Here is a 23,972-nt window from a genome sequence, read left to right on the forward strand (position 1 = left end):
AATTGCTAATTACGAAAAAAATAGTATTTTGTGTACGTATATTTTAAAGTATGCTTAAATTTGCATTCCAATTTTTTAATAAATAATAATAGAGTATGTATCATTCAAAAATAGCTGGTTTAGGATATTATGTTCCTTCTAATGTGGTAACTAACGATGACTTGTCTAAGATAATGGATACCAATGACGAATGGATTCAGGAAAGAACCGGAATTCAGGAGCGAAGACACATTATTCGTGGAGAAGATACCACAACTTCAATGGGAGTGAAAGCAGCTAAAATTGCAATCGAACGTTCTGGCGTTGCCAAAGAAGATATTGATTTTGTCGTTTTTGCGACACTAAGTCCAGATTACTATTTTCCAGGACCAGGAGTTTTGGTACAAAGAGATTTGGGATTAAGAACTGTTGGAGCTTTAGATGTTAGAAACCAATGTTCAGGATTTGTTTACGCAATTTCTGTTGCAGATCAATATATTAAAACTGGAATGTATAAAAACATTTTGGTAATTGGTTCCGAAGTTCATTCTACAGGATTAGACATGACTACTCGTGGACGTGGAGTTTCTGTAATTTTTGGTGATGGAGCAGGAGCGGCAGTTTTAAGTCGTGAAGAAGATTTGACAAAAGGAATTCTTTCCACACATTTACATTCTGAAGGAGAACATGCCGAAGAATTAGCTTTGCAGGCACCAGGAATGGGAGCACGTTGGGTGACCGATATTATTGCGGACAATGATCCTAATGACGAAAGTTATTATCCATATATGAATGGACAATTTGTATTTAAAAATGCAGTGGTTCGTTTTGCAGAAGTAATCAATGAAGGATTGGAAGCAAATAATCTTCAAGTTTCAGATATTGATATGTTGATTCCGCACCAAGCGAATTTGAGAATCTCGCAATTTATTCAAAATAAATTCAAACTGACAGACGATCAAGTTCATAATAATATTCAGAAATACGGAAACACTACAGCAGCATCTATTCCAATCGCTTTGACAGAAGCTTGGGAACAAGGAAAAATCAAATCTGGAGATACTGTAGTTTTAGCAGCTTTTGGTAGCGGATTTACCTGGGCAAGTGCTATTATTAAATGGTAAAATAATCATCTTACTTATATTTTTTAAACCTGTTCAGTTTTGCTGAACAGGTTTTTTTATACATTCGTATTTTGAAATACTTTTGAATTAATTCCAATGAAAAAAAATCAACTCGAAATAGCGTGTTTTAATTACGAATCGGCAATTATTGCGCAGGAAAGTGGTGCAGACAGAATTGAGCTTTGTGAAAATATGAAATTGGGTGGTACAACACCAAATTCTATTTTAGTGGTAAAAGTCCGTGAGAAGCTCGATATAAAAATGCATGTTATTATAAGACCTCGAGGCGGCGATTTTGTTTATTCTGACGAAGAACTTACAGAAATGAAACAAGATATTAAACAATTTAAAAAACTAGGGGTTGATGGCTTCGTTTTCGGGATTTTAAAAGAAAATGGAAAAGTAAATAAAAAACAAAATAAAGAATTGGTTCATCTGGCACATCCGCTTTCTTGTACTTTTCATCGCGCTTTTGATGTGGTAAAAGATGTTGAGAAATCTCTGGAAGACGTCATCGAATGTGGATTCAAAACTATTCTAACATCTGGTCAGGGAATAAATGTTACAGAAGGAGTTTGGACTTTAGAAAAACTTCAAAAATTGGCAGGAGATAGAATCGAAATTATGCCAGGCGGCGGATTAAGATCTTCCAACATTAAATTAGTACAAGAAAAATTAGATCTGACTTTCTATCATTCGTCAGCCATCACAAATGATTCTGAGATTGCAAATCCAGAAGAGATAAAAGAACTTCGTAATTTCCTATAAATAAAAAAAGTCTGGAGTGGCATCTCCAGACTTTTTTTCTACAAGAAATATTCAAAAATTATTTAAAAAATTGTTCTAGACAAGATTAGAACATTCCGCCTCCATCTTTATTAGTGTTATCGTCTCTTTGTTTACGTTGTAAATTCTTAATTTTTCCACCTCCAAAGTTGTAAGTTAAACCTACATAAACGGTTTGGCTTTCCCATTTAAATTGTCCTGTAACAGGATAAGGATAAACGCTGTCAAAAGCGTATTTCATTGTGTTGAAAACATCATTAAATCGTACGCTGATGTTCATCTTGTTATCTAGCAATGTATAGCGTGAACCAATATCCATTTTGTACATATCGTGACTATTATTTTGAACTCCATTTACACCGCTTCTAAAAAATCCGAATAATAGAAAGCTTAAACGTTTGTTTGCTTTAAAGTTAGAATTCATACGTCCATTAAATGCAGCAACAGTAACGGTTCTGTTTTCTGGACTGCTTTCATTTTCTTTAGGATCAAAAACATAAACAACTCCCTGTTGATTAATGCTAGAGAAATCTATCGAAGGAGAAATATCCCACCATTTTGTAATTTTATAATTAAATGAAGCTTCAAAACCATATGAAGTATTATGATCAAAATTGGTAAAAGTTAGAATTTGTCTGTTACCGCTTGGGTCTGTATTATCAGGATATAATACTCTGCTAATTTGGTCATTTATACTTCTAAAGAAAACTCCTGCTGTAAAACTTCCTTTTTCAAGAGTTTTGGTATAGTTTACTTCTACTGAGTTGGTAAACTGAGGTCTTAAATCTGGACTTCCTAATGAAGTTAATAAGGGTGTAGAAAATTCACGAATAGGTTTAGTTTGTTCTAAACTAGGACGGTCAACTCTACGGCTATAGCTAAATTGGATAGTATTTTTTTCGTTTAAGTTATAAGTAAAATAAGCAGACGGATATAAGGTAATATAATCGTCATCAAATTTAGATTCGCCATGATTTAAATTGGTTTGAACTTTATAACTCTCAAAACGAGCTCCAACCTGATAGCTAAATTTTTTGTATTTCTGTCCAAATGTTACATAGGCAGAATAAATATCTGTATCATAAGTATAATTTGATGATGGAGTAGCCGCCAGAGGATTTCCTGTCGCATAATCATTATCCGTTCTTGTAATTCTTGCTTCAGCTCCTGCTTCAAGAGTTGTCTTTTCGTTTAACGGATTTACATAATCGACATTAAACGTGCCTAATTTTCGGTCTGCTCTAATAACATCATCATAAACTACACTATTTGTCGAATTGTCAGAAGCAGTAGTCTGAGTATCGAAGCTTGCATTTTGATCTTCTTTGGTGTCGCTATAATTTCCTTCAAAATCTAAAGTATGACCTTCTTTTTTAAAGATATGTTTATAAGCCAAGTTGTATGTACCAGTCGTTTCAGGTCCCCAATATCTCGATTTTTGAAAAACATTTAAAAAGTTAGGATCATCATTATTATAATCAATATTTGTGTCTACATATCCTTTTCCTGTAGACTTGTTTTGATTAGTATAAATAGACAAAGTATTGTGATCGTTGATTAAATAATCCATTCCGATTTTGTACAAATAAGAATCATTATCATTCAAAACATCTATTTTTTGCGTGATATCCTGATCGTATCTTTTAACTAAACCATCATTTTTATATTTTCCAAAGTTTTGTCCCACGTTTCCAAAGAAATTTACTTTTCCGGTTTTGTAATTTAAATCTAAAGACTGATTGTATTTAGCCGTTTTTCCAAATGTGATTCCGCCACTATAAGTTCCGTTAAATCCAGTATTAGCATTTTTATGCAAAATGATATTGATAATTCCAGACATTCCTTCTGGATTGTATTTGGCGCTAGGATTGGTAATTAACTCAATCTTTTTAATAGAAGTTGACGGAATTTGTTTCAATAATTGTGCTGGGTCAATATTAGACGGACGTCCATCAATTAAAACACGAACATTGTCATTTCCACGAAGCGAAAGTTTTCCGTCCTGATCTACATTAACAGAAGGAATATTGTTCATAATATCTGATGCCGAAGCTCCTGCTGTGGTTAAATCTTTTCCAACATTCACAACTTTTCTATCAATTTTTTGTTCAATTGTAGAACGTTCCGCAATAACATTTACGCCTTTTAATTGCGTTGCTTCTTCTTCAAGTGCAATGTTGATCGTTGCTGTTTTTTTAGTATCACTCAAAAGAACAGAACCAATATATTTTCTAAATCCGATATATTGAATTTCGATGGTATAACTTTTTAAAGCGATATTTTTAAATGAATAGTCTCCATTATCATCTGTATTTACGCCAGAAACTACTTTTCCATTTTCTTTAAGTGAAACTGTTGCATACGAAATAGGCATTCCGTTTGACTTTTCTGTGATTTTTCCAGAAACGGTTCCCGTATTCTGAGCTTGTGTTGTCGCGATTACCCCCAATAACGCGAACAATAAGAATTTTAATTTCATGATTGCTTGTTGATTATTTTGATTTGATTGATGATGATTTTCGTTTTGTTAGTTTTCTTTGTTTTTCTTTTTTTTGATGCCTCCAACAAAATTTGAAGTCTCTATTAAGACTCTTATGTATTTGATATGTTACAAGAAATTATAAAAAAAATATAAAAATTTTCGTCTTTCCTTGTTTTGTAGGACTTTAAGCTTTTGGTTTTTTTATAATTTTAATAATTGAAAATTGGGGTTTTTTATCAAATTCCGATTCTTTTCCTGAATTTAATATGTTTTTGATTTTCTCTAATTGATGAATAAGCAGTATCTTTGCTCACTTTAAAAATCAGTTTACATGTCATTAGCACAAATTCTAACACCTTCTATACAAAAAGCAATACAAGCATTATTTGATGTTACTGTTGATAAAATCGAATTTCAAACTACCAGAAAAGAGTTTGAAGGCGATATTACAATGGTGATTTTTCCATTACTAAAATTGACAAAAAGCAATCCTGTAGAATTGGGAAACAAAATCGGAAATTATTTAGTTGAAAATGTTGATGAAGTGGCACGTTTTAACGTAGTTTCAGGATTTTTAAATATTGTAATTTCTGATAGCTATTATTTAAATTTCTTTAACGGAATAAAAGATCAAAAACAATTTGGATTTGTAGCGCCAGATCCTACAGAGAAAGCGGTTATGGTAGAATATTCATCTCCAAACACCAATAAACCTTTGCACTTAGGACACGTTCGTAACAATTTGTTAGGATATTCTGTTGCAGAGATTTTAAAAGCTTCTGGAAAAAAAGTATATAAAACCCAAATTGTAAACGATAGAGGAATTCATATCTGTAAATCGATGTTAGCTTGGGAGAAATTCGGAAACGGAGAGACTCCTGAAACTTCTGGTTTAAAAGGAGATAAACTAGTTGGTAAATATTATGTAGAGTTTGATAAAGCTTACAAACAGGAAATTAACGGTTTAGTAGAAGCTGGAAAAACAGAAGAAGAAGCTAAAAAACAAGCACCAATTATCATTGAAGCACAAGAAATGCTTAAGAAATGGGAAGCTGGCGATGAAAAAGTTATGTCACTTTGGAAAAAAATGAACGAATGGGTTTATGAAGGTTTTGCAACAACCTATTCTAATCTTGGAGTTAATTTTGATAAATATTACTACGAAAGTAACACTTACTTATTAGGAAAAGATGTTGTTCAGGTAGGTTTAGATAAAGGTGTTTTCGAAAGAGATCCAGACGGTTCTGTTTGGATTGATTTGACTGATGAAGGTTTGGATCGTAAAATTGTATTGCGTTCTGACGGAACAGCAGTTTACATGACGCAAGATATAGGAACTGCTATTCAACGTGTAAAAGATATGCCAGATGTTGGTGGAATGATTTATACAGTTGGAAACGAGCAAGACCATCACTTTAAAGTGTTATTCTTAATCTTGAAGAAATTAGGTTTTGATTGGGCTTCCAATTTATATCACTTATCATACGGAATGGTTGATTTACCATCTGGGAAAATGAAAAGCCGTGAAGGAACTGTGGTAGATGCAGATGATTTGATGCAAGATATGACAGATACAGCAAAACAAATTTCAGAAGATTTAGGAAAACTAGATAGTTATTCTGACGAAGAAAAGGCGAAGCTGTATAAAACAATAGGCTTAGGTGCTTTGAAATATTATATTTTAAAAATAGATCCTAAAAAACGTATTTTGTTTAACCCAGAAGAATCCGTTGATTTTGCTGGAAACACAGGGCCATTTATTCAATACACATACGCGAGAATTCAATCAATAATCCGTAAAGCCGATTTTGATTTTAGTAATAAAATTGAAATTGAAGAATTGCATGAAAAAGAAAAAGAATTGGTAAAACAAATCGAACTTTTCCCAGAAGTAATTCAGAATGCTGCTCAAAATCATAGTCCAGCATTAATTGCAAATTATACATATGATCTAGTAAAAGAGTATAATTCATTCTATCAATCTGTACATATTTTAGGAGAGGTTGATTTAACAAAAAAAATATTCAGAGTACAACTTTCTCAAAAAGTTGCTGAGGTAATAAAATCAGCATTCCAGTTATTAGGAATCGAAGTTCCAGAACGAATGTAATTTTTTAATAAAGATATTGAAGAGCCGATAATTGTTAATTATCGGCTCTTTTTTTTTGTTCAAAATCAAGATGAATTTTGAAACTAAGTTTAGAGAAAGATAAGTTATGTTGAGGATATTGTTAAGGATTTTAATTGAGAATTTTCATCCAAAAAAGAATAATTAGGGCTTGTATATATCGTTTTTATAATTATGTTTACAGTAAGAAAATTATGGATAATTAATAGCGATTGAGACTAGTAAATACAGAGATATAATTATTTTTTTTACTATAAAAATAATCGAGGAAGCTGAAAATCGTGAGAGTAGGCACAATTTTAAAACCCAAAAACCAATGATTAAAAAAACTTTACTATTAATGATGTTGCTTTTTGCATTCACAGCAGTGAATGCGCAGGATTTAATTAATCCGTCTTATGGATTTTCACACAGTAAAACAGCTTACATTACTTTAGCTGACGGAACTGAACTTAGCGGAACTATTCGTGATATCGACAGAGACAAAGGATTAATTGAATACATTAAATTGCAAGATGCAGCTGGAAAAAAACACAAACTAAAACCAGAAGACATTAAATATATGTACTTACCACCAAGTGGATTAGATAAATTAGGAAAAAGTCTTGATTTTATTTCAGATTTTCAAAAATGGAATGATGATAAATTAAACCAAGAATATATAAAAGAAGGTTATGCTTATTTTGAAACTGCTGATGTAAAAATTAAGAAAAGAGAATCAAAATTATTAATGCAACTTTTAAATCCTGCATTCAGTAAAGAGTTTAAAATCTACTGCGATCCTTATGCAAAAGAAACAGCTTCTTTAGGAGTTGGAGGAGTTAAATTTGTTGGAGGAGATGCTAAATCTTATTATGTTGCTAAGAAAGATTCGCCTGCATTTTTATTAAAGAAAAAAGATTACAAAAAAGAATTTGCTCCATTATGGGGAAGCTGCGAGAAATTAATCTCTGCTAATCCAGAGCCAAAGTGGACAGATTTAACAAAACACGTTATCACATATTCTGAGTGTGCAGAATCTAAATAATATACTTTACTAAGTTGATCTTACTGTAAAGATTTGAAAGCCGATAGTTAAAATTACTATCGGTTTTTTTTATATCCCTTATAAGTATAAGAAGTATTAAGATAAGACATATTTTGACTTGAAAAATATTTTTTGTAGGAAATTACGTTTTTATGTTTTACGTTTGTCTCTGTATTCCAAAAGCAATTATACCACTCCAATATTGCACTATTATTTCTTCCAATTGAAAGGTTTTGTACTTTATTAATAAAGCTATTATTCATTATAGATTGTGGCTGTCTTTTAACGCAACATAATATAATTTGAAAATACTTTCCTTACATTTATTTTTAACTATTTTGAATTAGTACCCTATTTAGTTCTGAAATGGTAAGGATTAAAAAGCCGTCTAGATTTTAGACGGCTTTTTTTCGCTTTAAAAATTCCATTTTTTTCCTCATATGTTTTTGTTGTATAGAATTAAGGTTACTGCAATCAATTCCTTAAAATTCGTGCTTTTTTTATCCTTTCTTAAGTATTTTGTAAGTTTTTTATTTCTTTTATATTGGTTCTTTTGTTTTTTTTGTAGTATTAATTTTCCAAATAATAATGTTAAATAGTATAAAATTCTTGTTAAAATTATTTTAATTTTCTAAGTTCGGCCCCTAATAACTCAAAACAAAAAAATAATGAAACAAAAATTAAAAAGAGTAGTCGTACTTTTTTTTGTGCTTGCGTTGCAATTTACTTTTGCCCAGCAAAAAAAAATTACAGGAAAAGTTTCGGACAATAACGGAATGCCTTTGCCAGGTGTTACCGTATTAATTAAGGGGACGAAACAAGGAACACAAACTGATTTTGATGGAAAGTATACGATTAGTGCTTTGTCCAATCAGGTTCTGGTATTTAGTTATATTGGATTGAAAACTCAAGAGCTTGTGGCAAGTTCTTCAGTTATTAATGTGAAAATGGTTGATGGAGGAGCACAGGAACTGGAAGGTGTTGTTGTGACTACAGCAATGGGAATCAAAAAACAAAAACGATCTCTTGGTTATGCTACAACAAGTGTGAGTAATAAAGATCTTACAGATGTCGCTAATGTTAACGTTTTTGAGTCATTGTCAGGAAAAGTTGCGGGAGCTGATATTAGTACACCGGCACAAGCAGGAGCTTCATCAAAAGTTATTATTAGAGGTTTTAACTCCTTGTCAAATAGTAGCCCGTTATATGTAGTTGATGGAACGCCCATCAATAATAGTAGTAATGGAGGAGGTACAACAGCTGATGGGAAGTCAATAAACAACACAAGAAGTTTTGATGCAGGTAACGGTATAAGTGACTTGGATCCTAATAACATTGAAAGTATGTCGATTCTTAAAGGAGCAGCTGCATCTGCATTGTATGGCTCTAGAGCAGCAAATGGAGTTGTTTTAATTACCACAAAATCAGCAAAAAATAAAACAAAAATTAGTATTGATTTTTTAACGTCTACTGACTTTAATCAGGTAGCCAGAGTTTCTCACTTACAAAATGATTTTGGGCAAGGATGGAGTGGCCTTTCTTACTCAGATTGGGCTGGTGCTGCAAATGTCAAGAACACAGCAAGTAATGAAAATGGTTCATGGGGTGCTAAATATAATGGAGAAATAAGACCATGGGGCGCTATGATAGATGGAGTGCAACAAACAAAACCATATGTAGCGTTGCCAAATAATGTTAAGGATTTTTATACTACAGGTACAACATTTACAAATAGTGTACGTGTAAGTGGTGGTGGGGAAAATTCAAATTTCTCTTTAAATGCTTCAACAGTTGACTCAGATGGTATTTTCCCAACAACAGCAGATGCTTATAAGAGAAATACTATTGGATTAAATGCAGGTGTTTCATCAAATAAATTCAGTGTTAGAACTAGTATTAATTATGTTAATAAGAATCAAAATGTAGTAAATACAGGTCAAGGTGGTACTGAAGGTGGTACTGTTGCACAGGCATTAGTTCAGACTCCTAGAGACATTAATATTGTTGGATTGAAAGACTATAAAAACAATCCTTACAATACCCCAAGCGATCTTTATTCTCCTTACGTAAATAATCCATATTTTGATTTGGAAGAGAATTCTACAAACATTAAGGGGAATCGTTTTTTTGGGAATGTAAATTTAAGTTACAAAATCACTGATAAATTAACTGCAACTTATCAAATTGGAGGTGATTACAGAAATGAGAAAATAAAATCGTATGGGGCAATAATGAATTATTTGCCAGGTTCTGCAAATGCTGACAATGGAAAAGCTGCTGTAGTTGGTGGTGTTACAGAAAAAACTGCCGAAAATATAGAAAAAGATACAAACTTTAATTTAACATACATAACTCCTGTAGGTAATAATTTTGCTTTTAATGCAATGGCAGGATTTAATACTAATGAGCGAAGCGGGTCTTCATTAAGAGCATCTGTTACAAATTTAGATGTTCCTAATTTTTATGAACTTTCCAATACAATATTATCCCCAATTGTGGTACAAGATGACTACTTAAGAAGAAGTTATGGGGTTTTTGGATCGGCTGAGGTTTCATATAAAGAAAAACTTTATGTAACAGTAACAGGTAGAAATGACTGGACGTCTACACTTCCTCAAGGGAAAAACTCTTATTTCTATCCTTCTTTAAGTGTTAGTGGAATTGTATTAGATAATTCAAGACACTTTATAAAATTAAGAGGTAGTATGGCTTCTATAGGAAATGATACGGGGTATTATCAAACGAGTAGTTCAATGATACCAGCTAATGCTGCTTTAGGATTTGGAAATATTTTACTTCCAATTGGAGGAGTAAATGGTTATGAATTAGGTGGTAATTTAGGTAATCCAAATCTTAAGCCAGAAAAAACAACAGAATATGAATTAGGTTTTGAAAGCAACTTTTTTGGAAAAAGGGTAAATTTAGATTTATCTGTTTATCATAAAAAAACAACCGATTTATTATTTTCAAGACCTTTGGCTGCTTCAACAGGGTTTACTTCTCAAACAGATAATATCTTGGATCTTCAAAATAGAGGTATTGAAGTTGTGTTGAATGTTGTTCCTGTTAAACTAAAAAACTTTCAATGGGATTTTACTACTACATTCTCTAAGAACTGGTCAAAGGTTCTTGATATTGCATATGGTTTAGATAAACTGACTTTAGCATCTATGTATGGAGTTAATTTTGTGGCTGAAAAAGGGCAACCCTTAGGCATGTTCACTGCATTTACTCCTAGATTAACACCAGATGGCCATCCTATAGTGTCGCCTACTACAGGATATTACGCGACAGCTGCAGACCAAAGCAATGTTGGAACATCTCAAAGGGATTTTGTTATGGGATTAAAAAATAACTTCAGATACAAAAACTTTACTCTAGGTGGTAGTTTTGACTGGAAACAAGGAGGGAAGATGTATTCTTATACAAAAAGAATGAATGAATTTACTGGGAATGGAATAGAGACAGCTTTCAATGATAGAAATACATATATAATTCCGAACTCTGTAGTTGAAGTAAAAGATGCGTCTGGAAATATTACTTATGTAGAAAATACAGTACCAATGACTACAAGTAAGGTAACTAGTTTTTGGAATACGTCTTCAAATCCAGGTATTGAAGCTGGACATGTTATTGATAAAACATTTATTCGTTTGAGAGATGTATTTCTATCATACAGTATACCAACTGGGTTAACTCAAAAATTTAAAATATCAAATGCAAGTATTAGTCTATATGGAAAGAATCTGTTTATGTGGACACCTGCAGCCAATCCTTACATAGATCCTGAATTATCAACTTATGGAGATGGTTTATTGAGTGAAGCCGGAGAATTTGCAACAAACCCTTCTCAAAGATCTTATGGAGCAAGTCTTAAAGTAACATTCTAAAAGCAATATCAAAATGAAAAAAATTATTATAAATATACTTATTTTATCGACTGTATTCATTGGATGCAGTACTGATTTAGACATTAATCAAGATCCGGATTTATTGACTCCAGATCAAACGCCATTATCTACTCAACTTCCCGCAGGAATTATTGGAATTGTTGGAGCAGAAGGAGGAATAATGTCAATAATTGGCGGCTTTTGGGCACAGTATTATACTCAATCGGCTTCAGCTAACCAATTTAGAAACATAGATTCCTATAACATTACGACAAACGATTACAATGTTGCTTGGACTAGTATGTATGATGGGCTTAGTGACATAAAGACTATACAAAGAAAGGCTTTGGCCGAAGGAAATTGGAATTATTATTTAATCGCTACTACTTTGTATGTTCAGGCATCTCAGGTAATGACAGATTTTTATGGAGATATTCCTTATGTAGAAGCCTGTAATCCAAAAATACTTACTCCAAAGTTTAATACAGGACAAGAAGTATATGATTTGATGATTAAAGATCTGGATGATGCTTTGTCTAAAGATTTGAAAACTTCGAAAGGAATTGTTCCAGGTAAAGACGATTTTATTTTTCTTGGAAACATGACAAATTGGAGAAAATTTGCTAATACCTTAAAATTGAAAATTTATATTAGACAATCAGAGAAAAATAAAGCTGTGTCTGATAATGGTATTGCAGCTTTATTGAAAGATCCAAATGTTTCTTTCTTAGATACAGATGCGGCCGAATCTAATTTTATAGGATCACCAAATTATGAAAATCCATTATTTGAGTTTAATTATAAATTAAATGTCAGAACAAATATTAGAATGAGTAGAACATTAGGTCAATTCTTAACCGACAAGGCTGATCCGAGAAAAGACCCATTTGTTTACTGGAACTCAGCAAGTCCAAAAGCATATGTTTTTCAAGATCAAGGAAACTATGATACTAATTCAAGTTTAGGATATGCAAAAGGACCAACAACTTCTTCTATTCCTGCTGTTATTTACGAAGGAGCTAAAAAACCAGTCTATTTATTATCATTAGAAGAGAGTTTGTTTTTACAAGCAGAAGCATTAGAAAGAACAGGAGTTAGTGGAAAAGCAAAATATGATGCAGCTGTAATTGAAAACTTTAGAAAAAATGGTATAGGTGCTGGAATTGCAAATAATTTTATTACTGGAGTTTATACTTATCCAACAGCGGGTACTTTTCAACAAAAATTAGAAGCAATTATTGTTCAAAAATGGGTGGCTAGTTTTCCTGAAAATGGCTTTGAAGCATTTTTTGAAAAAAACAGAACAGATTACCCTAAGACTTCTCCAGTTGCGCAAAATGTTTCGACTTATATAGGAGGTGAATTTGCCTTTTCTGCAAGCCCAGATGTAGTTGTTGCTTATGGAACTTTTCCTAAAAGAATCCCTTATCCTTTGTCAGAAAGAAGTTATAATGCTAATACTCCAGAATTGTTGGCTTCAACGGTTAAAATTTGGTGGAATAAGTAATTGTATTTAGTTAAAATAAATAACGTTTTCAAAAAGAAAAATAAAAAATGAAAAATTTTAAAAATAATATTATAAAAATACTTTGTGGTATTCTTATTTCGCTTTCATTCGCTTCCTGTGATGCTGGTGGAGATCCTGAACCAGGTGGAACTACTACACAGGATTTTGCAGGTGATTGGTTTATCAATGTTAAAGTTGAAGGTGTTAGTAAATTTATCAGATTTTCAACCTATAATACATCAGCAAATGATAACACTATGTTTATTGATGACAATGGATTGTCACAAACAAAACCTACTTCACAGCTTTTGAAAGCCAAATATTCAATAAACATGAAGGATGGTAGTTTTATTTCTGATGTTAATACGGCAAATTTGAGACAGACTAGTAAAACAGTTACTATCACAAATGGTAAAATTGAAAAAATGGGAGGAACATCAAGAGGTGGACATACTGTTGACAGGATTTCATTTACTGTTGAATATAGTAACGAGCCAGGAGTTAAGTACGATTATGTTGGAACAAAAAGAACTGGATTCAAAGAAGATGAATATTAATTAAATCAAAAAAAGCCGGAAGTCTTAAAACTTCCGGCTTTTTTATAACAACTAATTCTAATTACTTAACAAACTTGTCAATGATTTTATCTGTTTCTGCTTTTGCAGTATCTGGTTTCAAATCAAACAATAGAGAGTAAAGTGCTTTTCTGTCTACTTTAGCTTCTAAGTTTAGGTCTTTATGTCTGTCAAAAAGAGTTTGCCATTTATCACGAACGTTTTTCCAAAGTACATTGTTTGCTGCCCACCATTTTTGCCCAGCGATACATTTAGAATCATCTACTTTAGTGTAAACGTCAAATCCTTTTTCTTGAGCTAACAAAATATCTTTTCCAGCATCGTCACGAACCAATTTGTCGTTATCCTGCTCATGATTCCATCCTGTTGCAGTGATTTCGTGAATATTTCTTCTTTTTAAAACGTTATAATCGTTACGTTTTGTCTGTTCTCTTCTTGGAAGCGGAGCATCAGCAACATTTACCCAGTAATCTTGTCCATCAACATGTACCCATGTAGAAGATCCCTCGTATCTTGGACTATCATCTACCTGATATACTTTTTGAGTCCATTGCCCTTTAACGGCTTTTTTATCTAGTTTTTTGTATTTCCAAGAATTTCCTTTGTCAAAAGTATATAAGTCTGTGTTTTCGTAAAGCCAGTCTTGTCTCCAGTGTTTGATAATCATATCAGGGCTTACAATTAGTAAATGCTGCATTACAATTTTGTTTGGAGTATCTTCTAATAATTGTACCCATTCTAAAGCCGATTCATGTTTTGTCTCAGACGGTTTATAAGTAAGTGAATCTTTTGGGTATGAGAATGTTTCAGTGAAATTGAATTTCACTTCATAACAACCACACATAGATTTTATAGACTTAATATCTTGTTGTTTCTTGTCCTGACTAAAACCAAGACTACATGTTAAAGCCACAGCGGCTGACATTAAAAGACTTTTCGAAATCATAACTTATTGTTTTGTTTTAAATTTTTTGCAAATATATAAATTTAATTTAGAACAATTAAAAATAATCATATATTTGCATCGATTATTAAGACTCAATAAAAATAATGAAAATTAAAATTACTCTTTTTGCTTTTACGCTTTTTTGTCAAATGTCAGTTTCTCAGGAAGTTAAGAAAGATAGCGTTGAAACAAATGAATTATCAGAAGTTAAGGTTACTACTGCGACTAGAACAGAAAGAGTGCTTTCGTCATTGCCATTGCCAATGACCATTATTACATCAGAAGCAATTATTAAATCTGGTGTTACAAGATTAAATGAAATTTTAAATGAACAAACAGGGATTATTTTAATTCCAGATGAGAGTGGTTTCGAGGGAATTCAAATGCAAGGACTAGATGCTGCTTATACTATGATTTTAATTGATGGTGTTCCGTTGGTAGGAAGAAGTGCTGGAGTTTTGGATTTATCCAGGGTATCAGTTGGAAACATAGAAAGAATAGAAATTGTAAAAGGAGCTTCTTCTGCATTATATGGCTCTGAAGCTATGGGAGGTGTTATAAATGTAATTACAAAAAAGCCTAAAAAGGATATGTTTTCAGGAAGTCTTTCATACAGGTATGCTACATTTAATACTAGCGATGCTAATACTAATTTGCTTTGGAAAAAGAAGAAGTTTTCGGCTAATGTATTCGCAAATTTTTATGCTACAGAGGGTTATGATTTAAATAAAGATACCCCTCTAAAAAATGTGGAACCGTTTTACAACTTTACTGTTCAGCCTAAAATATACTACGACTTTTCAGAGAATTTAAAATTAATAGTAAGCAACCGTTTTTATAATATGAAAATGGATAACAAAGCTATAATAGATTCTCAAAATTATAGTGGTGATGCAAAAGAAAATGAATGGAACTCGCAAGTTAAACTGGAGCATAAGTGGAATGATAAATTCTATTCAGAATACGAATTATATGCTACAAATTATAAGAATGATTCTTTTTTAAATGACGAAAATAATGTTCGCTATGAAGATGCATATTACAATCAATGGCTTCTTCGTCCAGAAATTAGAACAACGCTTTCTCTTAAAAGAGATAAAATAACAGGAGGTCTGGGGATGAATTATGAGACTTTGGACAGAACTTATTTTGATAAAAATGTAGAGTTTAATTCTCAATATATCTTTTTGCAATATGACAGTAATCCGACAGAAAAATTGAATGTTATTGCTGGATTTAGATATGATAATCATAGTGTATATGCTTCGCAGTTTAGTCCAAAATTGGCTGTAAATTATAAGATAAAAGAAAACTTTTCTTTAAAATCATCGATAGGATATGGTTACAAAGCTCCTGATTTTCGTCAATTGTATTTCGATTTTACAAATCCGTCAGTAGGTTACACTGTTTTAGGGTATAATGTGGCAGAAGCACGTTTGAGTCAGTTGGATCAACAAGGGCAGCTTTTGTCAAGAGCGGAAGGTGTTAATTTTAATAGTCCATTAGAAGCTGAAAGTTCGATAAACTTCAATTTTGGAACTTTTTATAAAAAGAATAAACTACGAGTAGATGTAAATGCTTTCCATAATTCAATAAAAAATTTAATTGATACTCGTGTCGTAGCGCAGAAAACAAATGGACAGAATGTTTTTAGCTATTTTAATATCAGTCAGATTTTTACTTATGGTTTAGAGTTTAACTCAACATATGATTTTACGAAAGACTTTTCAGTGTCATTTGGATACCAATATTTAACAGCAAAAGACAAATCAGTATTGGATAATTTTCAAGATTATCAATATATCCGAAACTCAGATTTGCAAACCATTCAGATTAAAAAATCAGATTATTTTGGATTGTACAACAGATCTAAACATACGGCTAATGTTAAATTCGCTTATACTATTCCAAATATAAAGACAGATATCAACTTACGTGTTTTCTATAGAAGCAAATACGGAATGTTCGATACCAATGGAAATCAGATTTTAGACAAGTACGACACTTTTGTCAATGATTATTTTATAACAAACTTATCAGCTTCAAAATATATCGGTGATAAATTCATGCTTCAAGCGGGAGCAAATAATTTACTTGATTTTACAGACCCAACGCAAATTACTAATCTGGCAGGAAGGCAACTTTTTGCACGAATTCAATATAATTTTTAATCAACATTTATTTAACACTTTTACAAAATGAAAACAAAAATCCTAAAATTATCGTTATTAGCATTATTTATTTTTACAGCATCTTGCAGCAGCGATGATGATAAAAATGAAGTAATTCCAGTAGTAACAACAAAAGTTTCAAATCTTGATGCATCTGGAACAGAATATACAAAGTTTAGTTTTTCAGAAAATAAAGTAGTGACTACCGATAATTGGGACATTGCTTTCAATAAAACAACTATTATTGTAAATGGTGGCGTAAAAAAAGCAGACGCTGAGCCAAACAGAACAGGGTCTGGTGCAGTAAGTATTGTTTCAGGTACTTTTGGAAGTGTAACCTTGTTCCCTGCAGCATCTACTTTTGTTCAAGATGGTACTGCGGCTTATGCAATTCCAACAGGAAGTGGAAACGGATGGTATAGCTATAATGCGACAACTCATATTATTTCGCCAATTGCAGGGAAAGTATTTGTTGTAAAAACGCGTGATGGCAAATATGCAAAATTCGAAATCTTAAGTTACTATAAAGATGCGCCAGCAACTCCTGAATTAACTTCAGTATCTGGATTCTATACTTTTAATTTTGCTTACCAAGCAAACAGCACTACGACATTCTAAAAAGAATTAATATTCCAGTATTTATATAGGGAGAGATTTTTTAAATAAAAACATCAAAAATCTAGTTAATCATTAGCTTTGTTTTTTTTATTTTTTTTTTGATAAAGGGGTTAGATTTTTCTAACCTCTTTTTTTTGATTTAGTTTCTTGTTAAAATGAATTAGAAATAAAATGTTATTCTATCTTTGCAAAAAATTTCACTGCAATAAGTTAACAATTATTTAATTGGTTTAATTTTTGAGTGCAGTACTTTATACTTTTATAATAATTAAGTGAATACAAAATCTTATTTTTTTCAGTCTTTTTCAATCGTTGCTTTGGCGCTGGTTGCTTTTATTGGATTCAAACAAATCCTTCCGGACAAAATATTTTCGGAAAGTAAATTAGATTCTAAAAATATATTAATAGACAGTTTGCTTTTAGAGTCTGTGGCTAAAGATTCACTTGCTACAGATGATGACAGTATTACTGCAAGTGAAAGAAAATTAAAGGGTCAGAAAATTGTTTTTGATCAGACAGAAGGAATCGAATTTCCGTCAGAAACCTTCGAAAATTATAAAGGATATCAATACCTGATTTCTTTCTATGAAAAATTATATCAGTTAGAAAAAAATCCGCAGAGCAAAGTTAGAATTGCTTATTACGGAGATTCTATGACCGATGGAGATTTAATTGTGCAGGACGTTCGTACCAATTATCAGGAACGTTTTGGAGGAAACGGAGTAGGTTTTGTTTCCATTACATCAGAATCTGCTGCTTCGAGAGGTTCTGTAAAATCAACGTATTCTAAAAACTGGAAAACACAATCGTATTTAAATGTCAAAAAACCAACAAGTCCTTTTGGAGTTAATGGGCATGTGTTTTTTGCCAACGATGCATCACGCCCAACTTGGGTTCAATATGAAGCAGGTTTAAATAAATATTCTACTTCTTTAGATAATGCAACATTATTTTATGGTCGCTCATCTAAAACAGGAAAAGTGAATTTCATTATCGGAAAAGATACTATCAAAAAAAGTCTTTCTCCAAACAGTTTAGTGAACACCTTGAAAGTTTCATCGGGAAGTTTAAAAGCTTTCAAAGCCAACTTTGTACAAGCAGATTCCATTCCGATTTACGGATTTAATTTTGATAACGGAGCAGGAGTTCACGTAGATAATTTTTCGCAGAGAGGAAATTCAGGACTTCCAATTTCAATGTTTAATGCAGATGTAATGCGCGCTTTTAATAACAGTCTGAAATACGATTTGATTATTCTGCATTATGGAACCAACGTTTTAAATTACGGAACCAAAAATTATTCTTGGTATGAAAAAGGAATGACTAAAACCGTAAATAAAATCAAAGAATCGTTTCCAGGAGTTTCAATTTTAATTGTGTCAACAGCTGATAAATCGACTAAATATGAATTGGAAATGAAAACCGATTCTGCAGTTGTTCCATTAATGAAAGCGCAAAAACACTATGCATTGGAAACTGAATCCGGATTTGTAAATTTATATACTTTAATGGGTGGAGACGGATCGATGATTAAATGGGTAGATGAAGCTCCGGCAAAAGCCAATAAAGATTACACGCATTTTAACCAGCGTGGAGCAAAAGCAATCGGTAATTTGTTGTACGGACAGTTAAACAAAGGATACGAAGAATACAAAGTGCTAAGAGAAAAAAGAGATGCTAACGGAACTAAGCCAAAACCAGTAAGAAGAGCCAGACCCGATTCCGTTTCAATAACAAAAGACAGCGTATGATAAATAAACTTATTGTTTTCTTTTGTTGTCTTTTCCTTACTAGCAATGAAAAGACTCCAAAAGCAGATGTAGATCCAATACCCAAAAGCATGATTCAGAAAGTTGATACTGCAGCAGCAGAAATTCCGATAGACGGTCAAATTTATAATGCGAAAGTATTAAAGGATTTTTTTAAGAAATTAGAACAAAACGAAGGTCAGAGCAATCAAAAAATCAATATTGTACATATTGGAGATTCGCATATTCAAAGTGATTTGATGACCAACGAGATTAGAAAAAATTTGCAGCAAAAGTTTGGAAATGCAGGACGTGGTCTGGTTTTTCCGTACCAGCTTGCAAAAACGAACGGTTCTTATAATGAACGTTTCAAATCAAATCGTGCTTGGGAAAGTTACAGAAATATTCTCCCATTCAAGAGTAACCCAGTTGGTTTAAGCGGTATTGGACTTTGGAGAGACACTGGTGGATTTGTAATGGAAATGAATGTGAAAGATCCTTCATATAAATTCAATACCATAAAAATCATAACGCCTCAAAATCAGGATATGTTTGATTTGGCTATTTCTTCTAAGATTAATTCAATCCAGACGACAGAGCGAAGAGTAATTACTCATAAAATTAAAAAAGGTGAGGTACTTGGAACGATTGCGGATAAATACAATGTTTCGATTGCAGAGATTAAAAGAGATAATCGTTTAAAAGGAAATAATATTCGAGCAGGTAGAACATTGCGAATTGCTACAAACGAAACAAGGCCAAAGACTATTTCGATGTCTGAATTTATTCCGTTAAACATAGAATCAGATTCATATTCACATTATTATAATTCAGAAACTGCGTTAAGCCGAATTTTCCTGATTCCTAATAAAGAGGCTAAGGATTATGAATTAAATGGAATTGTTTTGGAAAAAGATGCTCCCGGAATTATCTATAGCGGGATTGGAGTAAATGGAGCCAAATATTCAGATTATAATAAATATCCGTTATTCTTTGAACAATTAAAATCATTGCATCCAGATTTACTTGTTTTTTCTTTGGGAACAAATGAAAGTTACGATCATTTAGATGCTGCCAGTTATATCAAAGAATTATATGAGTTTATTCATAATATAAGAGCTCAGAAAATAGATGCTCCGATAATAGTGATGACACCTCCACCGTCTTTGTTGAGAAGAAAACCAAATCATTATATTGATGATTATGCAAAACAAATCATTGATACAGCACAAAAAGACGATTTTGCTGTTTGGAATTTATACAATGAATTTGGAGGAATGAGCGGAATCAAACAACTAAAAGTTCAGGGATTAATTGGTCCAGATTGGGTTCATTATTCTAAAAAAGGATATGAAAAACAAGGAAACTTGTTTACACAGGCGTTTTTTAAAACATACGATAATTTTAAATTAAAGAATTAAGTTGACAACAATAGATAGCATTAATAATTGGTTCATTCAAAATTTTGGTGCAATTACAATAGAACAAGTTGAAAGCTGGTTTGTTTATAATCCAGACGAGAAGCTTTTATTTAATACCGGTTTATTCTTAGGATTATTCCTGATTTTCTATTTTGTGTATGGTTTTCTACGCAAAACATTTTATTTGAGATTGACTTATGTTATTCTCTTCTCACTATTCTTTTACTATAAATCAAGCGGAATTTATTTTCTGTTATTATTGCTTTCGTCAGTTGTAGATTATGGTTTGAGCCAGATTATTTACAAAGAAAGCCGAGACAGTGTTAAAAAATTATATCTGGTCATTAGTGTTATTTTGAATTTAGCACTTTTAGGCTATTTCAAATACATGAACTTTTTGATTGTAACTTACAACGATATGTTTCATGGTAATTTTGCACTTCATAATGTTTTTCTTCCTGTTGGGATTTCGTTCTATACTTTCCAGTCAATGAGTTATATTATTGAGATTTACAGAGAAGAAATCAAGCCTACAAAAAACTACATCGAATATTTATTCTTCGTTTCATTTTTCCCGCAATTAGTTGCTGGACCAATTGTTCGTGCGAAAGATTTCTTGCCTCAGATTTATCAAAAATTAAACTTGACAAAAGAAGATGTTAATAATGCTTTATTTTTGATTATCGGAGGTTTGATTAAGAAAACAGTAATCTCAAATTACATATCAGTAAACTTTATTGATCGTGTTTTTGATACGCCAATGAGTTATACTTCATTCGAAAACTTAATGGCTTCTTACGGATATGCAATTCAGATTTACTGCGATTTCTCTGGATATTCAGATATGGCAATTGGTATCGCATTATTGTTAGGATTTAAATTACCTGTTAACTTTAGAACTCCATATAAATCAACTTCGATTACTGATTTTTGGAGAAGATGGCATATTTCGCTTTCAACTTGGTTAAAGGACTTTTTATATATTTCAATTGGAGGAAACAGACAAGGTTCTTTTGCAGGATATTTATTCCCAAGTTTATTTTTCTTCGGATTGTTGCTTTGGGGAATGTCTTGTTATAATGAGAGTGTAATTCCACTTATCATTGCAGGAGTAAGTATTTTGATTTTTGCTCTATCATTTTTACTTTCAAGCAAAATAAAACAAACTTTAGTAACCAATTTCAATTTGTTTACAACAATGCTTTTAGGAGGTTTGTGGCACGGAGCAGGAGCGCAATTTATAGTTTGGGGAGCACTTCACGGATTAGCCTTGGCAGTGCATAAAATATTTATGGAATTCTTTCCTTCTAAAAAAGATAAAAGCCCGAATTTCTTATGGAGATTTTTCTCAATTGTAATCACATTTCATTTTGTGGTTTTTTGTTGGATTTTCTTCCGCGCAAGAGATTTCGAAACAGCATTACAAGTAATTAACAATATTGGACAATTAACATTCGAACCAGAACTTTGGAAAACAATTGTGCTAGGTTACAAAAATGTCTTTGGATTAATGTTATTCGGTTACGTTTGGCATTTCTTACCAGAAACATTCACAAACGGAATGAAATCTGTTTTCGACAAAACACCTTTACTAATCAAAGCCATAATCTTAGGATTCGTTTATTGGATTGTGTACGCAACAGCAGTTGCAGGTTCGCAACCGTTTATTTACTTTCAGTTTTAAAAGAGGTTCAAAGGGACATAGTTACAAAGGCGCAGAGGTTTTTTCTCTACGCCTTTTTTGTTTCACGCAGATTCGGCAGATTCTGGCAGATTTAATTTTTATATTTTAAATAATAATCTGCGTGAATCTGCTGAAATCCTTTTAAATCTGCGTGAAACAAAACTTTGCGCCTTCGCGCATCTGCGAGCAAAAAAATCTGCGTAATCTGCGAGAGAAAAAACAGCAGTTAAGTAATTCGAGAAATTAGTGTAATTAGTGGCAAAAAACCTTTGTCCCTTTGTTACTTTTTCCCTCTGAACCTTTAAAAATAAAAATTGCCTGAAATATCTAATTAGATTATCTTTGCACTTCAAATAAAGAAAATGATATGTTTGATAATTTAAGTGATAAGTTAGATAAAGCGTTCCATATATTAAAAGGACACGGTAAAATTACAGAAGTAAACGTTGCCGATACTTTAAAAGAAGTTCGTCGTGCGTTACTTGATGCCGATGTTAACTTTAAAATTGCTAAAGATTTTACAGCAAGAGTAAAAGACAAAGCAATTGGTCAGGATGTATTAACAACATTGCAGCCAGGACAATTATTGGTGAAGTTAGTTAAAGACGAACTTACCGAATTAATGGGTGGAGACGTTGCTGGTGTTAACCTTTCGGGAAATCCAACAGTGATTTTGATGTCAGGTTTACAAGGTTCTGGTAAAACGACTTTCTCTGGAAAATTAGCAAACTTCTTAAAAACAAAGAAAAACAAGAAACCATTACTTGTAGCTTGTGATATCTACCGTCCGGCGGCGATCAACCAGTTGCATGTTGTGGGAGACCAAATAGGAGTTGAGGTTTACTCAGAGCCAGAAAATAAAAATCCTGTAGAAATTGCTCAAAATGCAATCAAACATGCCAAATCAAACGGATTCAATGTTGTAATTGTCGATACAGCTGGACGTTTGGCAGTAGATCAGGAAATGATGGACGAAATTGCTCGTGTACACAAAGCAATTCAGCCACAAGAAACATTGTTCGTTGTCGATTCTATGACAGGACAAGATGCTGTAAATACGGCAAAAGCTTTCAACGATATCTTGAATTTTGATGGAGTTATTTTAACGAAATTAGATGGTGATACTCGTGGTGGAGCTGCACTTTCTATCAAATCTGTGGTTAACAAACCAATCAAATTTGTAGGTACAGGAGAGAAAATGGAAGCAATTGACATTTTCTACCCAGATCGTATGGCTGAGCGTATCTTAGGAATGGGAGACGTTGTGTCTCTTGTTGAAAGAGCTCAAGAACAATTTGATGAAGAAGAAGCAAGAAAACTTCAAAAGAAAATCGCTAAAAACGAATTCGGTTTTGACGACTTTTTAACGCAGATTCAGCAAGTAAAGAAAATGGGTAATATGAAAGACTTGGTTGGAATGATACCAGGAGCTTCAAAAGCCATGAAAGATGTAGAAATCGAAGATGATGCTTTCAAACATATCGAAGCCATCATTCACTCGATGACTCCAGGAGAAAGAAGTAAACCAGCCATTATTGACGTAAAAAGAAAAGCCAGAATCGCAAAAGGTTCGGGAACTAAAGTCGAGCAAGTAAATCAGCTGATGAAGCAATTTGACCAAATGAGCAAAATGATGAAGATGATGCAAGGTCCAGGCGGAAAAAACCTGATGAAAATGATGGGAGGTATGAAAGGAATGCCGGGCGGTATGCCAGGCGGAATGCCAAAATAATAAAAAGAGTTTCAAGTTTAAGGTTTCAAGTTAAGAGACCAAAACTTGAAACTTTTTCACTTAATATATCAAGAGTTTCGTTTTCAACCTGAAACTTGACTCGAGGCTTTAGCCGAACAGGCGAAGCAAACAAAATCAAAACCTGAAACAACAC

General features: G+C 32.5%; 15 protein-coding genes. 13 read left to right on the plus strand and 2 right to left on the minus strand.

Features of this window, described 5'->3' with window-relative positions:
- Positions 1–95: 95 nt before the first annotated feature.
- Together VGE71_RS17690 and VGE71_RS17695 are read left to right on the plus strand one after the other, a co-directional pair.
- Positions 96–1,103 carry a 3-oxoacyl-ACP synthase III family protein gene (locus VGE71_RS17690; protein ID WP_144217800.1) on the plus strand — a complete coding sequence of 336 codons (1,008 nt, stop codon included), beginning with the start codon at positions 96–98 and terminating at the stop codon, positions 1,101–1,103.
- Between the two features lie 96 nt (positions 1,104–1,199).
- Positions 1,200–1,871, plus strand: a complete 672-nt coding sequence (locus VGE71_RS17695) for a copper homeostasis protein CutC (RefSeq protein ID WP_331139490.1) — start codon at positions 1,200–1,202, stop codon at positions 1,869–1,871.
- A gap of 85 nt (positions 1,872–1,956) precedes the next feature.
- On the opposite strand, the gene VGE71_RS17700 is transcribed toward VGE71_RS17695, so the two are convergent.
- Complete coding sequence (locus VGE71_RS17700; RefSeq protein ID WP_331139491.1) at positions 1,957–4,368, minus strand: TonB-dependent receptor domain-containing protein; 2,412 nt, start codon at positions 4,366–4,368, stop codon at positions 1,957–1,959.
- Between the two features lie 334 nt (positions 4,369–4,702).
- Here VGE71_RS17700 and argS point away from each other — a divergent pair, with 334 nt between their 5' ends.
- From argS to VGE71_RS17725, 5 genes are all read left to right on the plus strand, one after another.
- Positions 4,703–6,481 carry an arginine--tRNA ligase gene (gene argS, locus VGE71_RS17705; RefSeq protein ID WP_331139492.1) on the plus strand — a complete coding sequence of 593 codons (1,779 nt, stop codon included), beginning with the start codon at positions 4,703–4,705 and terminating at the stop codon, positions 6,479–6,481.
- Positions 6,482–6,815: 334 nt separating this feature from the next.
- The gene (locus VGE71_RS17710; protein WP_331139493.1) at positions 6,816–7,526 is read left to right on the plus strand and encodes a hypothetical protein; all 711 of its coding nucleotides are present in this window, start codon (positions 6,816–6,818) and stop codon (positions 7,524–7,526) included.
- A 668-nt stretch (positions 7,527–8,194) separates the two neighbouring features.
- On the plus strand, positions 8,195–11,416 hold the full coding sequence (locus tag VGE71_RS17715) for a SusC/RagA family TonB-linked outer membrane protein (RefSeq protein WP_331139494.1): 3,222 nt from the start codon (positions 8,195–8,197) through the stop codon (positions 11,414–11,416).
- A 13-nt stretch (positions 11,417–11,429) separates the two neighbouring features.
- Positions 11,430–12,923, plus strand: a complete 1,494-nt coding sequence (locus VGE71_RS17720) for a SusD/RagB family nutrient-binding outer membrane lipoprotein (protein ID WP_331139495.1) — start codon at positions 11,430–11,432, stop codon at positions 12,921–12,923.
- Positions 12,924–12,970: 47 nt separating this feature from the next.
- The gene (locus tag VGE71_RS17725) at positions 12,971–13,480 is read left to right on the plus strand and encodes a lipid-binding protein (protein WP_331139496.1); all 510 of its coding nucleotides are present in this window, start codon (positions 12,971–12,973) and stop codon (positions 13,478–13,480) included.
- Between the two features lie 61 nt (positions 13,481–13,541).
- Here VGE71_RS17725 and VGE71_RS17730 read toward each other — a convergent pair whose 3' ends face one another.
- On the minus strand, positions 13,542–14,444 hold the full coding sequence (locus tag VGE71_RS17730; protein WP_331139497.1) for a DUF6607 family protein: 903 nt from the start codon (positions 14,442–14,444) through the stop codon (positions 13,542–13,544).
- Positions 14,445–14,548: 104 nt separating this feature from the next.
- Here VGE71_RS17730 and VGE71_RS17735 point away from each other — a divergent pair, with 104 nt between their 5' ends.
- The 6 genes from VGE71_RS17735 (at position 14,549) to ffh (ending at position 23,818) form a co-directional block, all read left to right on the plus strand.
- A complete protein-coding gene (locus tag VGE71_RS17735) occupies positions 14,549–16,615 on the plus strand; it encodes a TonB-dependent receptor (RefSeq protein ID WP_331139498.1) in 2,067 nt (688 codons plus the stop codon).
- 27 nt (positions 16,616–16,642) lie between these two features.
- A complete protein-coding gene (locus VGE71_RS17740) occupies positions 16,643–17,233 on the plus strand; it encodes an HmuY family protein (RefSeq protein WP_331139499.1) in 591 nt (196 codons plus the stop codon).
- Between the two features lie 272 nt (positions 17,234–17,505).
- Positions 17,506–18,984, plus strand: coding sequence for an SGNH/GDSL hydrolase family protein (locus VGE71_RS17745; RefSeq protein WP_331139500.1), 1,479 nt, complete (start codon positions 17,506–17,508; stop codon positions 18,982–18,984).
- Entirely contained in the window at positions 18,981–20,402 is a 1,422-nt protein-coding gene (locus VGE71_RS17750; RefSeq protein ID WP_331139501.1) for a GDSL-type esterase/lipase family protein, read from the plus strand. The genes VGE71_RS17745 and VGE71_RS17750 overlap by 4 nt, the downstream gene beginning before the upstream one ends.
- 1 nt (position 20,403) lies before the next feature.
- On the plus strand, positions 20,404–22,086 hold the full coding sequence (locus VGE71_RS17755) for an MBOAT family O-acyltransferase (RefSeq protein WP_331139502.1): 1,683 nt from the start codon (positions 20,404–20,406) through the stop codon (positions 22,084–22,086).
- A gap of 367 nt (positions 22,087–22,453) precedes the next feature.
- Positions 22,454–23,818, plus strand: a complete 1,365-nt coding sequence (gene ffh, locus VGE71_RS17760; protein ID WP_331139503.1) for a signal recognition particle protein — start codon at positions 22,454–22,456, stop codon at positions 23,816–23,818.
- Positions 23,819–23,972 lie beyond the last annotated feature (154 nt).

The organism is Flavobacterium sp. (assembly GCF_036405015.1).
In the GTDB taxonomy this organism is placed as follows: domain Bacteria; phylum Bacteroidota; class Bacteroidia; order Flavobacteriales; family Flavobacteriaceae; genus Flavobacterium.

Bases quoted from the DNA above. Each gene is read 5' to 3' on its own strand.
- VGE71_RS17695 (WP_331139490.1), top strand. From the start codon at position 1,200: ATGAAAAAAAATCAACTCGAAATAGCGTGTTTTAATTACGAATCGGCA.
- ffh (WP_331139503.1), top strand. From the start codon at position 22,454: ATGTTTGATAATTTAAGTGATAAGTTAGATAAAGCGTTCCATATATTA.
- argS (WP_331139492.1), top strand. From the start codon at position 4,703: ATGTCATTAGCACAAATTCTAACACCTTCTATACAAAAAGCAATACAA.
- VGE71_RS17725 (WP_331139496.1), top strand. From the start codon at position 12,971: ATGAAAAATTTTAAAAATAATATTATAAAAATACTTTGTGGTATTCTT.
- VGE71_RS17750 (WP_331139501.1), top strand. From the start codon at position 18,981: ATGATAAATAAACTTATTGTTTTCTTTTGTTGTCTTTTCCTTACTAGC.
- VGE71_RS17710 (WP_331139493.1), top strand. From the start codon at position 6,816: ATGATTAAAAAAACTTTACTATTAATGATGTTGCTTTTTGCATTCACA.
- VGE71_RS17720 (WP_331139495.1), top strand. From the start codon at position 11,430: ATGAAAAAAATTATTATAAATATACTTATTTTATCGACTGTATTCATT.
- VGE71_RS17730 (WP_331139497.1), bottom strand. From the start codon at position 14,444: ATGATTTCGAAAAGTCTTTTAATGTCAGCCGCTGTGGCTTTAACATGT.
- VGE71_RS17690 (WP_144217800.1), top strand. From the start codon at position 96: ATGTATCATTCAAAAATAGCTGGTTTAGGATATTATGTTCCTTCTAAT.
- VGE71_RS17715 (WP_331139494.1), top strand. From the start codon at position 8,195: ATGAAACAAAAATTAAAAAGAGTAGTCGTACTTTTTTTTGTGCTTGCG.
- VGE71_RS17740 (WP_331139499.1), top strand. From the start codon at position 16,643: ATGAAAACAAAAATCCTAAAATTATCGTTATTAGCATTATTTATTTTT.
- VGE71_RS17735 (WP_331139498.1), top strand. From the start codon at position 14,549: ATGAAAATTAAAATTACTCTTTTTGCTTTTACGCTTTTTTGTCAAATG.
- VGE71_RS17700 (WP_331139491.1), bottom strand. From the start codon at position 4,368: ATGAAATTAAAATTCTTATTGTTCGCGTTATTGGGGGTAATCGCGACA.